Here is a 14,792-nt window from a genome sequence, read left to right as displayed (position 1 = left end):
ACCGCCTTCGCCGGTCGAGTTGGCTTCGCCGTGCCCCCCTTTTGCGCCGGAACTCCATCGGCGCGCTCCCATTTCCCCCATGAATCCGTTCCGTTTCCTCACCGTCACCCGCCCCGCCCGCCGCACCTCGTTTCTGACCAGTGCGTTAATCGGCACAATGACCGCCTCCCTCCTGCCTGCGGTCACTTATTTCGAAAGCAATTTCGAATCCGACACCGTGGGTGAGATTCCCAGCAGCAGCGCCGCCATCTCGCCTTTCGCCAACAACGCCACCAACGGCATCATCGTCGTCGGCACCGGCTCCACCCCGGCCGCCATCAGCGGCAATCAATCCGCTTACTTTTACGATCTCTCTACGGAAGCCACCACCCGCTGGTTCTACGAGCTCAACAGCGGCACCAACGTCGACAACCTCCAGGTCGATCTCGACTTCCGCCCCGGCTACGCCCCCGCCGATCCCGAGAACGACGAGGTGCGTTTCATTCTCTCCGCCGGTCGCGCCGGTCAGTCCCTGCCCAACTCCGACTTCCGCCCCTTCGAGGTGCGCCTCGTCAACAACGGCAAGATCATCGCCCGCTCCGCCGAAGGCACCGCCACGATCATCACCATCGATCCCGCCACCACGCACCACCTGACCCTGCTCATCAATTCCCACGACAGCACCGCCGCCAGCTACGCCGATAGCGGTTTCGGCGCCAGCTCCGTGCCCGCCAACTCCTTCCTCGTCGCCGTCGATAATGCCGTCATCGGCACCTACACCTTCATCCAGACGCCCGATCCCACCAACGCGCCTGAGATCGATTTCTACGCCGAAAACAACGACCTCGGTCAATTCGGCTTCTTCCAGGACACCGCCCGCGAGGGCGGTCTCATCGTCGACAACCTCGTCCTCCAGTCCTTCGCCGGCACCACCACGCCGACGCTCAACGCTCCCTCCGGTCTCTCCGCCGCCGCGGCCTCCAGCTCCAGTATCCAACTTTCTTGGACGGACAACGCCGCCAACGAAGAGGGCTTCCTCCTCGAACGCCGCACCGGCAGCGACGCCTTTGCCACGATCGCCACGCTCTCCGCCGACACCACCAGCTACACCGACACCGGCCTCACGCCCGAGACGACCTATGACTACCGCGTGAGCGCCACCGCCACCGGCTTCGACCACGCCACCTCCGCCACCGCCTCGGCCACCACAAGCGCTGTCGCCCCGCTCACGGATCCGTATTACAGCAACAACTTCGAATCCGACACCGTCGGCGAGCGCCCGGCCGGCGACTACTACGGCTCCCCCGGCTCCAACACCGCCTCCAACGGCTTCAACGTCGTCGGCACCGGCTCCACGCCCGCCGCCATCGACGGCACCAAGTCGCTGCACCTCTTCGACGCCGCCCCCGATGCCGTCACCCGTTGGTTCTTCCCCTTCGCCAACGACACCAACCTCTCCGCCGTGCGCGTCGACGTCGACTTCCGCCGCACTGCCGCCCCCGCCGATCCCGAGGACGGCAACCAGCGCTTCGGCATCGCCCTCGGCCGCGCCGGCGTCGACCTCGCCAACTCCGACTTCCGCCCCTTCGAGGTGCGCCTCTTCCAAAACGGCAACGTCGGCATCAACTACATCGAGGGCAGCTCCACCGTCGGCACCTACCCGGCCGACGCCACCAACCGCCTCACCCTGCTGGTCAACTCCCACGACTCCAGCGCCGCCGCCTTCTCCGGCACGGCTCTCGGCACCGGCTCCGTCGCGCCCAACACCGTGCAGGTTTATATCAACAACGAGCTCATCGGCGCCTACCTCTTCCACCAGACGCCCGACCCCACCAACGCTCCCGAGGTCGATTTCTACGCCAGCAATGACGACCTCGGCCAGATCGGCTTCTACGCCGACTCCTCCCGCCTGTTCGACATGATCATCGACAACGTGCTCATCCAGTCGCTCAACGGCTCCGAGACCCTCGGCTCCGGCGTGGTCGTGCCCACTCTCAACGCGCCCACCGGCGTCGCCGCCACCACCGCCAGCAGCACCGCCATCAACCTCACCTGGACCGACGCCGCCGACAACGAGTCCGGCTACATCGTCGAGCGGCGCACCGGCTCGGGCGACTTCACCACCATCGCCACCCTCGCCGCCAACAGTAACAGCTTTTCGGATACCGGCCTCACCGCCGCCACCACCTACGACTACCGCGTGAGCGCCACCGCCGACGGCTTTGACCCCGCCAGCGCTGCCATCGTTTCCGCCACCACCAGCGCGAGCGGCACCCTCACCGATCCCTACTACAGCAACAACTTCGAGACCGACACCGTCGGCGAGCGCCCCGCCGGCGACTACTACGGCTCCCCCGGCTCCGATACCGCCACCAACGGCTTCCACGTCGTCGGCACCGGCTCCACGCCCGCCGCCATCGACGGCGACCAGTCCCTCTACTTCTTCGACCAGGCCGCCGACGCCGTCACCCGTTGGTTCTTCCCCTTTGCCGGCGGCGCCAACCTCTCAAACGCCCGCGTCGATTTTGACTTCCGCCGCACCTACACGCCGACCGATCCCGAGGACAGCAATCAGCGCCTCGCCTTCACCCTCGGCCGCGCCGGCGAAGACGTGCACAACTCCGACTTCCGTCCCTTCGAGTTCCGTGTGCACCAGAACGGCAACCTCGCCATCAACGGCGTGGACGGCAGCACCACCATCGGTTCCTACAACCCGGCCGTCACCAACCACGTCACCCTGCTGGTCAACTCCCACGATACCAACGCCGTGGCCTTCGCCGGCACCGCCCTCGGTTCCGGTTCCGTCGCGACCAACTCCGTCGCCGTCTTCCTCAACAACGTCTTCATCGGCACCTACCTCTTCCACCAGACGCCCGATCCCACCAACGCGCCACAGGTCGATTTCTACGCCAGCAACAACGACCTCGGCCAGATGGGTATCTACGCCGACTCCTCCCGCCAAGCCGGCTTCGTCATCGACAACGTCCTCATCCAGTCGCTCAACGGCAGCGAAACCCTCGGCACCGGCGGCAACACCGGCGGTGGTGGTGGCGGCGACCCGGTCGTGGTCGCGCCCACCGTCGGCGCCATCGATGCCCCCGCGGCCGTGACCGCCGGCGAGGACGCCAGTATCACCGTTACGCCCGAAGGCACCGGCCCCTTCACCTACCAATGGTATGAGGGTGAATCCGGCGACACCGCCACCCCCATCGCCGGAGCCACTGGCGCCACCCTCGATCTCACCGCCCTCGACGCCACCACCTCCGTCTGGCTGCGCGTCACCAATACCGCCGGTAGTGCCGATACGGATACCATCACCATCACCGCCACGCCGCGTGATGAGGTGATCGTCACCACCATCGCCGAGCTCGACGCCGCGCTCACCGCCGCCGTGCCCGGCCGCACCATCCTGCTCGCCGCCGGCACCTGGACCGACACCGTCATCCGCCTCCACGGCACCGGCACCGCCACTCAGCCCATCACCGTGGGCGCGGTCACGCCCGGCGAGACCATCCTGCAGGGCGGCTCCCGCGCCGAGCTTTCCGGCGAATACCTCGTGCTGCGTGACCTCGTTTTCCGCGACAGCTACACCGGCAACGACGACGAGATCATCCAATTCCGCCGCAGCGACGGCACGCCCGCGCACCACTCCCGGGTGACCAACGTCACCATCGAGGACTACTACCCGGCCGCCGGCACCAAGGTCTACTACGTCTCCGTCTTCGGCACCAATAACCGCATCGATCACAATACCTTCATCGGCCACGACGTGCCCGGCGTCACCGTGGTGGTTTGGTTCGACGGCGTGCCGGTGAACCACCGCATCGATCACAACCGCTTCGCCGATCGCATCTACGGCGGCGGGGAAAACGGTTGGGAAAGCATCCGCATCGGCGACAGCTCCTCCACCCAGATCGACGCCAACTGTATCGTGGAATACAATACGTTCGACCACGTTGATGGTGAGGTGGAGATCATCTCCAACAAGACCCACGCCAACACCTACCGCTACAACACCTTCTTCGAATCCCGCGGCACCCTCACCCTGCGCCACGGCGACCGTTGCATCGTCGAGGGCAACCGCTTCCTCGGCGGTAACCGCGAAGCCGCCGGCGGCGTGCGCGTCATCGGCGCCGACCATCGCATCATCAACAATCACTTCGAGAACCTGCAGCCCGACAGCATGGGTGCCGTCGCCGTCTACGCCGGCCAGACCAATCCCTCCTCCGACGGTTACCCCGCCGCCCACCGCGCCATCATCGCCCACAATACCTTCATCAATATCGACGGCCCCAGCATAGAGCTCGGCACCGGCGAGGGCTCCCGCGATCGCGACGTGCTGCCCATCGGCGGCGAGATTGCCAACAACCTCTTCGCCCACACCACCAGCACCACACAGGCGCTCATCACCGGCCCCGCCATCGCGCAGCAGACGTGGGGACACAACCTCTACCGCGACGGCGACGCCAGCGGCCTGCCGACCGGCGCGCTCACCGCGGCCGCGCTCACCTTCACCTACGACGAGACCCTCGGTTGGTATCGCACCGCGACCGATTCCCCCGCCCGTGACGCCGCCGGTGCCCTCTCCATCCCGGTGAGCCGCGACCTCTTCGGCCAGCCGCGCGACGCGTCGCCCGACCTCGGTGCCGAAGAACTGCCGACCTCCACCGGTGGCAGCGGCGGCAACCCCGGCACCGGCAACCCGGGCACGGGCAATCCCAACCCCAACGAGCCGACCGAGGCCGTCAGCATTCGCAACTACTCCGCCCGCGGCAGCTCCGGCTCCGGCGACCAGCTCCTCATCAACGGCATCGTCATCGGCGGCACCGAATCGAAGTCGCTCCTCATCCGTGCCGTCGGTCCGGGTCTCGCCCACTTCGGAGTCAGTGACCTCATGACCACGCCCGAGCTGGTGGTGCACACCGTCGACGGTGCCGTGCTCGCCCGCAATGCCGGTTGGGAGGAGTCCGACGCAGCTGGCATCACCACCGCCAGCGCCGCCACCGGCGCTTTCGCCCTCCGTGCCGGCGAACGCGACGCCGCCCTCGTGGTTGAACTGGCCCCGGGCGCCTACACCAGCCACGTCACCGCCAACGGTGGCAGCACCGGCAACGTGTTGCTCGAAACCTACGACCTCACGCCGGGCACCGGACGCCTGCTCAACCAATCCATCCGTGGCACCATCGGCACGGGCGACGCGACGCTCATGGGCGGTTTCGCCGTGCACGGTGCCACCTCCCGCCGCGTGCTCATCCGCTGCGCCGGCCCCGGACTGCTGCAATTTGGCGTCAACGCCCCGGCCGCCGATCCCGCCATCGTGGTTTACGACAGCCAGGGCAATGAGGTCGGTCGCAACGATAACTGGTCGGCCGGGGCCAACGCCACGTCCGTCGCCGAGGCCATCGCCGCCAGCGGTGCATTTACCTTCGCCGCCGGATCCAGCGACGCCGCCATCGTGCTCACCCTGCCGCCCGGCACTTATACTTATCACGCCAACGCCGCCAGCGGCACTCCGGGCGTCGCCATCATCGAGGCTTACCTGCTCGAGGACTGATGTGATTCACCCGCCCATTTCGCTCCGCTGGTCCCTGCCAGCGGGGAGAAATCCGCGTTTCACATCTGAATCCCCCGGTCAGATTTAAGCAAAAATCCTCTCGATTAGGCCTCATAATTATCAAGCCTATGTCCGTGCGTAAAAAGGCCCGCGTTTCCCAACAGAGCATCGCCAAGGAGCTGGGTGTGTCCCAGGCCTTGGTCTCGCTCACCCTGAACGGACAGCGTGATCGGATCCATCCGGAGACCTATCAGCGCATCTGGGATTACGCCATGAAGGCGGGTTACAAACCCAAGGGTATTCGCCTCGAGGATACGCCGGACGACATCCGCACGCGCCAGATCGGCATCATTCTGCGTGCCGGTGTGAACCTCCACACCCAGGGCAGCTACTTCAACCACGTGTTGCACGGTCTCAACGACCAGTTGCTCGACGACGGCTACACCGGCGCCCTGCTCGGTTCGGAAGACAGCATGACGCCCGCCCGTCTGGCTCAGCTTTTCGGCGCCGGCCACGCCATCAAAGGGGTCGTGCTCCTCGGTGAGGTCGGCGACGCCTTCCTCGAGCAGCTCCGCGAGCACACCACGCACATCGTCGCGGTTTCCGCCCGTCACACCGGCTTTTGCCATTCGGTGCTGGGCAATGAACCGCAGGCCTTGAAGTCCCTCGTGGACCATCTGCGCGAGCTCGGCCACCAACGCGTCGGCTGGCTCGGCGGCAACGCCGGCCTCTCCCGCCACGAAAACCGCCTCAACGCCCTGCGCTCCGCCCTCAAGTTGGCCGGGCTCACCCTCGATCCGCGCTACGTCGTCAAGCGCGCCGAAGGTGATCGTGCCGAAGGCAACGAAGCCATGCTCAGCCTCATGCCACTGCGCCGCCGCAAGGATTTCCCCACCGCCTTCGTCACCTACAACCTGCAGATGGCCCTCGGCGCCGCCGGCGTGTTGGAACGCGAAGGTCTGCACGTGCCGGCCGACGTCAGTCTCGCCGCCGCCGACTACTCCGCCACCGCCACCAAAGCCTCCCCGAGCATCACCGCCGCCGGTTGTGATCCGGAAGACCTGGGTCGCGAAGCCGCCCGCCTGGCCCTCTCTCGCGGCGGCGACAACTCCGGTGCCTACCACGACTTGGTGCTCAGCTCCCGGCTGTTCGTGGGCGAGTCCACCGGCCTGCCGGCCCGCTGAGCCAGCGGCAAGCCGGCCTGCTTTCCCTCTCTACCCCTCCTGATGCGTTTCGGAAATTCTTCCGCTCTTTGGCGCTTTGGAGTTGTCGATTTATAATTATTATTTCCTACTGGCCGAAACCCCTCCATGTCTGCCTACGACCACGCCGTTCTCGCCCTCTATTTTGTCTTCATGCTGACAATCAGCTGGGTCTTCCGCCGCTTCATTTCCGATGTCGGCAGCTACTTCCGCAGCGGCGGCCAGGTGCTCTGGTGGATGGCGGGCGGTTCGGCCTTCATGGTCTCTTTCAGCGCGTGGACCTTCACCGGTGCGGCCAGTCGCGCCTACCTCGATGGTTGGCCGATCATCGTCATCTATTTCGCCAACGCCATCGGTTTCTTTTTCAACGCCGCCTACTTCGGTCCCCGCATGCGGCAGATGCGCGTGATTACTTCGATGGAAGCCGTGCGCCAGCGCTTCGGCCGCGCCAGTGAGCAGACCTTTACTTGGATCATCGTGCCGCTGCAGATGCTCAGCGCCGGCATCTGGCTCTACGGCATGGGCGTCTTCTTCGCCGCCGCGTTTGGCTTCGAGGTGCGCACCACCATCCTCATCACCGGCCTCTGTGTATTGTTGATGTCACTACTGGGCGGCAGTTGGGCGGTGATCGCCTCCGACTTCGTGCAGGTGCTCATCCTCATCCCCATCACGATCGTCACCACCTTCCTCGCCATCGCTCACATCGGCGGCTTCAGCACCGTGGTCGAGAAGCTCAGCACCACGTCGTTCGATCCCGGCAAACTCTTCTCCGACGACTTCCTCATCTTCTGGTGCATCGCCATCCTGCTGAAGCAGTTCCTCTCCACCAACAACCTCAATGACGCCTCCCGCTACCTCTGCGTGAAGGACGGCAGCCACGCTCGCAAAGCCGGTCTGCTCGCCGGCGGTCTCTTCCTCGGCGGCCTCGTGTTCTGGTTCCTGCCGCCGATGATTCAATCGGCCACCGGCGCGGATCTGGCCGAGGTGTTTCCGCAACTCTCCAAACCCTCCGAGGGCGCTTACTTCGCCATCGCGCGCACCGTCTACCCGGTAGGCATGATGGGCCTGCTCGCCGCCGGCATTTTCGCCGCGACCATGTCCTCGATGGACTCCGGCCTCAACCGCAACGCCGGCATCATCGTTAAGAACCTCTACCAACCGCTGCTGCGCCCGCAGGCCTCCGATCGCGAGCTGCTCAACGTCGGCAAAGCCTCCACCGTCGCCCTCGGTCTGCTGGTCATCGCCGTCGCCATCTTCTACAGCGAAATCAAAGACCTCTCGCTGTTTGAGCTCATGCTCAAATTCCAGATTCTCGTCAGCCTGCCCTACATCGTGCCTTTGGTGCTCGGCCTGATCATTCGCCGCACGCCGGGTTGGGCGGGTTGGTCCACGCTGCTGGTTTGTTTTGCGGTCAGCTTCATCACCACCACCTACCTCGACATCGATTGGGCCGCCGGTGTCTTCGGCACCCGCGATGGCGTGACCGCCTTTGAGCGGCAGAATTGGGAACAGGGCATCGGCGTGTTCACCATCACCACCGCCGGCGTGTTGTGGTTCCTCTTCACCCGCCGTTTTTATAACCGCGCCCCTGCCGCCCAGCGCGAGGAGATCGAGCGCTTCTGCACCAACATCGACACGCCGGTCGATTACGCCCGCGAAGAATCCGCCCCGGCCTCGGACGATCGTCAGGCCCGGCTCATGGGGTGGTTGTGCATTCCCTACGGCAGCATCGTGGTGCTCATGGCGCTCATCCCCAACCCCACCATCGGCCGCCTCGCGTTCATCTTCTGCGGCGCGACCGTGATCACCATCGGCACCTTGCTCGTGCGCTTCTCGCGCGCCCGTCCGACACCGGCCGACCGTCATCCGGAGCAACCCTGATCCGCCGTCATGCCTCCCGCTGATTCCATCGTCCTGCTGCCGCCCAACCGGGTGTGGCGCTCCTACACCGGCGGCGCCACCTTGGATCGCATCGCGGGCGCACGCACCCCGGCCGATTCACATCTGGCCGAGGATTGGATCGGCTCCGTCACCCTCGCCCGCAACCCCGGTCGCGACCTTCCCCGCGAGGGCGTCTCCCAAGTGACCTACGCCGGCGAGAGTGTGGACTTCGCCGACCTCATTGCCAGCGATCCCGACTACTTTCTCGGCGCGGCCCACGTCGCGCGCTACGGCCCGGCGCCCATGCTGTTGGTGAAGTTTTTGGACTCCGCCACGCGGCTTCATTTCCAATGCCATCCGCCGCGCGCCTTTGCGCGCCAACATCTCGATTCACCCAGCGGTAAAACCGAGGCCTACCACATCCTCGGTGTGCGCGATGGCGTCGACGATCCCTACATCTACGTCGGGTTCCAACGTCCGCCCACACCCGCGCAGTTGCGCGACTGGATCGAGCGGCAGGACATGGCAGCGCTCACCGCCTGCTTCGACAAGGTGCCGGTCGCGCCCGGCCAGACTTACCTCATTCCCGGCGGCGTCCCGCACGCCTTGGGCGAAGGCATCTTCATGGTCGAAATCCAGGAACCGTCCGACCTCGTCGCCCGCCTCGAGTTTGTGCGCGACGGTTATGTGTTGCCCGAAGCCGCCCGCTTCATGGGGCGCGACGTCGACTTCGCGCTCTCCTTCGTCGACTTCAACGCCTACCCGCTCGTCGATGGCGAATCGCCCTTCCGCTGCCGCCCGAGCCAGTGCCGCGTCCTCGGTCCGCACTCCTGGCAGGAGACGCTCATCGGCCCCGACCGCACTGATTGTTTTCGGGTCTGCCGCACCGTGCTGCACGAACCGGTGACCAAGAGCGAACCCACCTGTGCCATCTGCACCGTCACCCGCGGCACCGTGCACCTGCACCACGCCGGCCGCCGTCACACCGTGCGTTGCCACGAATCCTTCTTCCTTCCCGCCGGCATCGATGCCCTCGATCTGCTGCCCGAAGACTCCGCTGAACTGCTGGAGTGTTTTCCCGCCAACTAACGCCATGCCACCGCGCCCCACCTTACTCACCTGTCTCACCGTCCAGGAGGAGACCGAATTTCTCCCTGCCCCGCTGGGTGATGAAATCGCCGCCGCTTATGCCCGCGTCGATACGCTGCGCCCCGAGGAACTCACCGCCGAGTCTTGGGCCGAACAGCTCCACGCCCACAATCCCGAGGTCCTGCTCGCCTGCTGGAAAACGCCACCGCTGCCCGCCGACCTGCCACCCGGCCTGCGCTACGTCTGCTACCTCGCCGGATCCGTGCGCAAACTCGTTTCCAGTGAACAGGTCGCCGCCGGGCTGATCGTCAGCAATTGGGGCGACTCCATCAGCCGCATCGTCGCCGAGGGCGCATTGCTGCACATCCTCACCGGCCTGCGCCAAACCTCCCACTGGGCCATCGCCATGCACCTGCACGGCGGCTGGAAGGACCCTTCCACCGTCACCGCTTCGCTCTTCGGCCGCCGCGTCGGCATCCGCGGATTTGGGCGCGTCGCCCGCGAGTTGCTCAAACTGCTCGCGCCCTTCGGCTGCGACATCGGCGTGCATGCGCCCGACCTCACGCCCAGCCTGGCGTCGTCCCACGGTATCCGTGTCGTCCCTACCATCGATGCGCTGATGCGCGATCACGACATCGTGGTGGAACTCGCCCCACTCACCCCGGAGACGCACCACTCCATCCGCCTCGAACACCTCGAAGCCCTGCGCCCGCGCAGCCTCTTCGTCAACGTCGGCCGCGGTGCCACCGTCGACGAAACCGCCCTGCTCGAAATCGCCCGCCGCGGCGAGGTGTTCATCGGTCTCGATGTCTATGGCATTGAACCGCTGCCGGCCGATTCCCCCTTCCGCGGCCTGACCAACGTCGCCCTCACCCCGCACCTCGGCGGCCCCACCACCGACCGCCGCGTCGACGCCGGCCGTTTCGGGGTGCGCAACCTGCAGGCCTACGCCGCCGGCGAGCCGTTGCGCGCCGTCATCACGCCCGACGTTTACGCCAGCTCGACCTGACTGAGCAGCCCGCGCCATGTCCGACCTACCGCCCTCCTATCGTCATTGGCAAAACGCCGCCCGCGGTCTGCTGGAGGCCCTGCTGCCGCACATGGCGCCGGGGGCCGCCGGCATTCCCATTGACGGTCCGGCCACCACCAATCACGACGCGCAGGCCGACCGCCTCGAGTCCTTTGCGCGTCCGCTGTTGCTGGCGGCGCATTGGCTGCAATCCGCGCCACATCCGGACGACACCGCGCTGCGCGCCGCGATCGCCGAGTGGTTTCGCGCCGGCTTGCTGATCGGCTCCGATCCGACGCACCCGCAGTATTGGGGGCCCGACGCAAACTACCACCAACACCACGTGGAAATCGGGCTGCTCTGCATCGGCCTGCAGATCGCCCGCGCCGAGTTGTGGGATCCGCTCACGTCCGCCCAGCGCGATCAGGTGGCCCACTGGTTGGCCTCCGCCCGCGGCAACGGGATCGTGAACAACAACCACTATTTCATGGGCGTGCACATCCTCGAGTTTCTCGGCGCCGAGGGCTACGGGCATCCCACCGATCGCAAGGTCATCGACACCTTCCTCGATCGGCTCGAGGGCATGTATCGCGGCGACGGCTGGTTCGAGGACGGCATCAACCAGGCCTACGATCACTACAACGCCTACGCCTTTCATTTCTACGGCCTCTGGTGGGCCCGCCTCCACGGCGCCGCTCAACCCGCCCGCGCCGCACGCTGGAACACCTGGGCTGGTCGCTTCGTCGACGACTACGTGCATTTCTTCGCCGCTGACGGCGCCCACCCCGCCTTCGGTCGCTCGATCTGCTACCGCTTCAACGGCATCAACGTCTTCGGCCTCAGCGCCGCGGCCGGCACCACCGCTCAGCCGCTCGGCATGCTGCGTCGCCTTTGCACGCGCAACCTCGACTACTTCCTCTCGCGCCCGATCACGCAAAGCCAGGGCCTGCTCTCGGTCGGCTGGATCGATGAGTTTCGCGACATGGCCGAGCACTACTCCTGCGGTGGTTCGCCTTACTGGGCGGCCAAGGGATTTGCGCCCCTCGTGCTGCTGCCCGAGCATCCGTTCTGGCACGAACCGGAATCCCCGTTGCCCGCCGAACAAGGAGATTACGTGCACGTCATGCCCGTGCCCGGCCTCACCGTGCGCAGCGTCGCGGGCGAGGTGGAGATCATCAACGCCGGTTCGCAGATCACCATCTCCCACGTCGATTTTGGCGCGGCGAAGTGGAGCAAGACCGCCTATCGCACCAACGTCGATTTCTGCATCGCGAAACCCTTCGCCACCGCCACCACCAGCGACTCCGCGCTCACGCTACACCTGCCCGATGGCCGCAGTTTCGCCCGCCATTCCACCGTCGCCGTCGAGATGACGGAAACCCACTCGCGCTACGTCTGGAACCTCGGCGTAAAACACGGCCAGGTGAACTGCACCGTCGATACGGTCATCTTCTGGCGCGCCGGTTGGCTGCTCCAGATCCACGTCTGCACCAACCGCCAACCCGGCACGCTCCGCCTCGGCGGTTACGCCCTCGCCGCGAGCGATCCAAAGCACCTCACTGTAGCCGGCCTCGGTGAGGCCGGTCCGGGGTCAACGCCCCCGGCTACAACGGCTCACGCCGCGTGGCGCAACGACGGCCACGGCACCGTCCTGCAGCCCTTGCTGGGTTTCAGTTCGGCCGACTGGGAAACGCGTCTCGACGACACCACGCCGCGCACGCATCTCCGCGCGCCCTACCACGTCACGCCGGTCGTCGACACCACCTCCTTCGGTTCCGCCGCCGGCGAGACCGCCATCGTCGCTGCGCTGGTTTGGACCGGCCGCGATCGGACCGCCGCCGCTCCGTGGACCGTCGGTCCTCAAGCCGCTGGCACCTGGTCGCTGCAACACCCCGCTCTTGGTTCCTGGAACCTGCAACATCCCCTGCTCCCCGCTTTATCGTGAAAACCCTGCTCTCCTCCCTTGCCCTCTCCATCGGCCTGCTGAGCGCTGCACTTCCGACTGCAGCCCGCGCCGCGGCCGACCCCGCCTCCATCGTGCCCGCCCACGGTCCGCGCACCCTCGTCGTCGCCGGCCAACACGACGCGTTTCGCGCCTACTGCACCACGGGTGAGGGCGCCGCCGCGTTTGCCGCGATCAAGGCCGACCTCGATCGCGATTACATGGACTTCCCGCATCCCGCCGAGCCCGTCACCTACGGCGACCCCGAGCCCAGCAAACGCGACAGTCTCAAAGCCGACAAATGGCGCGACGTGCAGGATGTCGCCGGGCGCATTTCCGGCATCGCCGAAGCCGCCACCCTGTGCTGGATCGTGACCGGCGAAGAACGCTATCTCTCCAAAGCCAAAGAATTTCTCCTCGGCTCTACCGACTGGCACTTCGCGCCCGATTGGGAGAGCGGCGCCGTCCTCGGCGCGACCGACATCTACTACAACGACGAGGGCAACTTCCGTCTCTGGCGCAAACTCCCTCTCATCTACGACCAGCTCCGCGACGAACTCACCGACGCCGAACGCGCCCAGGTGCTCAACCACTTTCGCGAGCGCGGCAACCGCACCGTGCGCTGGATCCGCGAGGCTCGCATCTCCAAACTCGAGCGCAACTCCGTGCGCGTGAAACCCCAAAGCCACCCCGTGCGCTTCATGGCCATGGTTGGCCTCACCGGCCTCGCGCTCTGGGACGACCTGCCCGAGGAAGCGCGCGATTGGTGGGACTTTGCTTACACCTTCTACCGCGATCAGTTCAGCCCCTTCGGCGGCGACGCGGGGGGATGGGCCGAGGGCAGCGCTTACTGGCGCGGCACCTTCGAGCACGCCATTTTTCAGGACACCCTCGCCGCCATCGGCGACCCGCTCGCCTACGACGCGCCCTTCTGGCGCAACACCGGCTACTTCGCCCTCTACAATGTGCAACCCTACCTGCACACCACCTTTGGCGACGCCTCCAACGCCGGCCACTTCAACCTCGAACCGGCCATGGCGGAATACCTCACCCACCTCGCCCGCGTGCAGCAGAACGGCTACTTCCTGAGCTACGCCCAGCTCAAGACCGACGACCGTCCCTCCGCTGCCCTCGCCGGCCTCGGCGAACTGAAACGCAGCTACCCGACTTCGGGTGAGTTGCTCATCCGCAACTTCATCGGCAGCCGCTACCCCTTGCCCGCGCCGGCGCCGTTGGCCGACCTGCCGCCGTATCGACATTTTGATGACGTCGGCTGGGTGTCCTTCCACTCCGCCCTCGGTGATCCCGCCAACGATATCCACATCACCTTCAAAAGTTCCCCCTACGGTTCCTACAGTCACAGCCATCCCGACCAAAACAGCTTCATCCTGAATGCCTACGGCGAGGGCCTCGCCATCAACTCCGCCAACCGCGAGTTCCATCGCTCGCCCCACCACAAGGGCTGGACCTGGCAAACCCTTTCCAAAAACGCCATCCTCATCGACGGCGAGGGTCAGGAGCAACAGGTGCGCGAGGCCAAGGGCCGCATCACCCGCTTCGAGGTCGGCGACCGTTACGCGCTCACCACCGGCGACGCCACCATCGCCTACCAAACCCGCCAGCCGAAAGGCCGTCTGCGCCGCGTAACCCGCGACCTGCTCTTCGTCGATCAACGCTACCTGGTCGTGCGCGATCACGTCATCACCCACGATCCCGTGAAACTCTCCTGGTTGTTGCACGCCGAGTTTGACCTCGGCTGGAACAACCAGACCCAGCAGGCCCTCATCAACGGCGAACAGGCATCGCTCACCACCCAGTTGGTCGCTCCCGCCACCAAGTGGTTTGCCGCCATCACCGACCGTTACCCGGTGCCGATCGATCCGCGTTATCAGTTCTCCGACGAGCACTACTGGGTCACCACCAAGTGGCGCGATCACATGCACCTCACGCTCGAGGCCCGCGATCCCGCCGACGACCAGATCGTCTTCGCCGTGCTCTGGCCCGAGCCGGAACTCGGCGGCGCGTCCGCCCTCACCGCCAGCGTGGATGCCCGCGGTCGCCTCGTCGTCACACGCCCCGACGGCCAGGTCGACACCATCACGCTCACCGACGACGCCGTCGCGATCGACTGATCGT

Annotated in this window: 7 protein-coding genes; all 7 read left to right on the top strand. The window is 66.0% G+C overall.

What is annotated here, in order from left to right; translation table 11 throughout:
* Window positions 1–79: 79 nt before the first annotated feature.
* The 7 genes from K1X11_RS00545 (at window position 80) to K1X11_RS00515 (ending at window position 14,788) form a co-directional block, all read left to right on the top strand.
* On the top strand, window positions 80–5,533 hold the full coding sequence (locus K1X11_RS00545; protein WP_221029082.1) for a chondroitinase-B domain-containing protein: 5,454 nt from the start codon (window positions 80–82) through the stop codon (window positions 5,531–5,533).
* Window positions 5,534–5,661: 128 nt separating this feature from the next.
* Entirely contained in the window at window positions 5,662–6,717 is a 1,056-nt protein-coding gene (locus K1X11_RS00540; RefSeq protein ID WP_221029083.1) for a LacI family DNA-binding transcriptional regulator, read from the top strand.
* 126 nt (window positions 6,718–6,843) lie between these two features.
* Window positions 6,844–8,616 (top strand): sodium:solute symporter family transporter, encoded by a 1,773-nt coding sequence (locus tag K1X11_RS00535; protein ID WP_221029084.1) that lies wholly within the window; start codon window positions 6,844–6,846, stop codon window positions 8,614–8,616.
* Between the two features lie 9 nt (window positions 8,617–8,625).
* Window positions 8,626–9,705: a class I mannose-6-phosphate isomerase gene (locus K1X11_RS00530; RefSeq protein ID WP_221029085.1), complete on the top strand. Its 1,080-nt coding sequence runs from the start codon at window positions 8,626–8,628 to the stop codon at window positions 9,703–9,705.
* A gap of 4 nt (window positions 9,706–9,709) precedes the next feature.
* Window positions 9,710–10,714, top strand: a complete 1,005-nt coding sequence (locus K1X11_RS00525; protein WP_221029086.1) for a hydroxyacid dehydrogenase — start codon at window positions 9,710–9,712, stop codon at window positions 10,712–10,714.
* 16 nt (window positions 10,715–10,730) lie between these two features.
* On the top strand, window positions 10,731–12,659 hold the full coding sequence (locus tag K1X11_RS00520; protein WP_221029087.1) for a DUF2264 domain-containing protein: 1,929 nt from the start codon (window positions 10,731–10,733) through the stop codon (window positions 12,657–12,659).
* A complete protein-coding gene (locus K1X11_RS00515; protein ID WP_221029088.1) occupies window positions 12,656–14,788 on the top strand; it encodes a heparinase II/III domain-containing protein in 2,133 nt (710 codons plus the stop codon). Before K1X11_RS00520 ends, K1X11_RS00515 begins: the two co-directional genes overlap by 4 nt.
* The last annotated feature ends 4 nt before the right edge of the window (window positions 14,789–14,792 follow it).

Source organism: Actomonas aquatica, assembly GCF_019679435.2.
GTDB lineage: Bacteria > Verrucomicrobiota > Verrucomicrobiia > Opitutales > Opitutaceae > Actomonas > Actomonas aquatica.
This window is presented reverse-complemented; position numbering and strand designations above follow the sequence as displayed.

Excerpts from the sequence above, each read along its gene's own strand:
- K1X11_RS00530 (WP_221029085.1), top strand. The coding sequence starts at position 8,626 with ATGCCTCCCGCTGATTCCATCGTCCTGCTGCCGCCCAACCGGGTGTGG.
- K1X11_RS00525 (WP_221029086.1), top strand. The coding sequence starts at position 9,710 with ATGCCACCGCGCCCCACCTTACTCACCTGTCTCACCGTCCAGGAGGAG.
- K1X11_RS00540 (WP_221029083.1), top strand. The coding sequence starts at position 5,662 with ATGTCCGTGCGTAAAAAGGCCCGCGTTTCCCAACAGAGCATCGCCAAG.
- K1X11_RS00535 (WP_221029084.1), top strand. The coding sequence starts at position 6,844 with ATGTCTGCCTACGACCACGCCGTTCTCGCCCTCTATTTTGTCTTCATG.
- K1X11_RS00520 (WP_221029087.1), top strand. The coding sequence starts at position 10,731 with ATGTCCGACCTACCGCCCTCCTATCGTCATTGGCAAAACGCCGCCCGC.
- K1X11_RS00545 (WP_221029082.1), top strand. The coding sequence starts at position 80 with ATGAATCCGTTCCGTTTCCTCACCGTCACCCGCCCCGCCCGCCGCACC.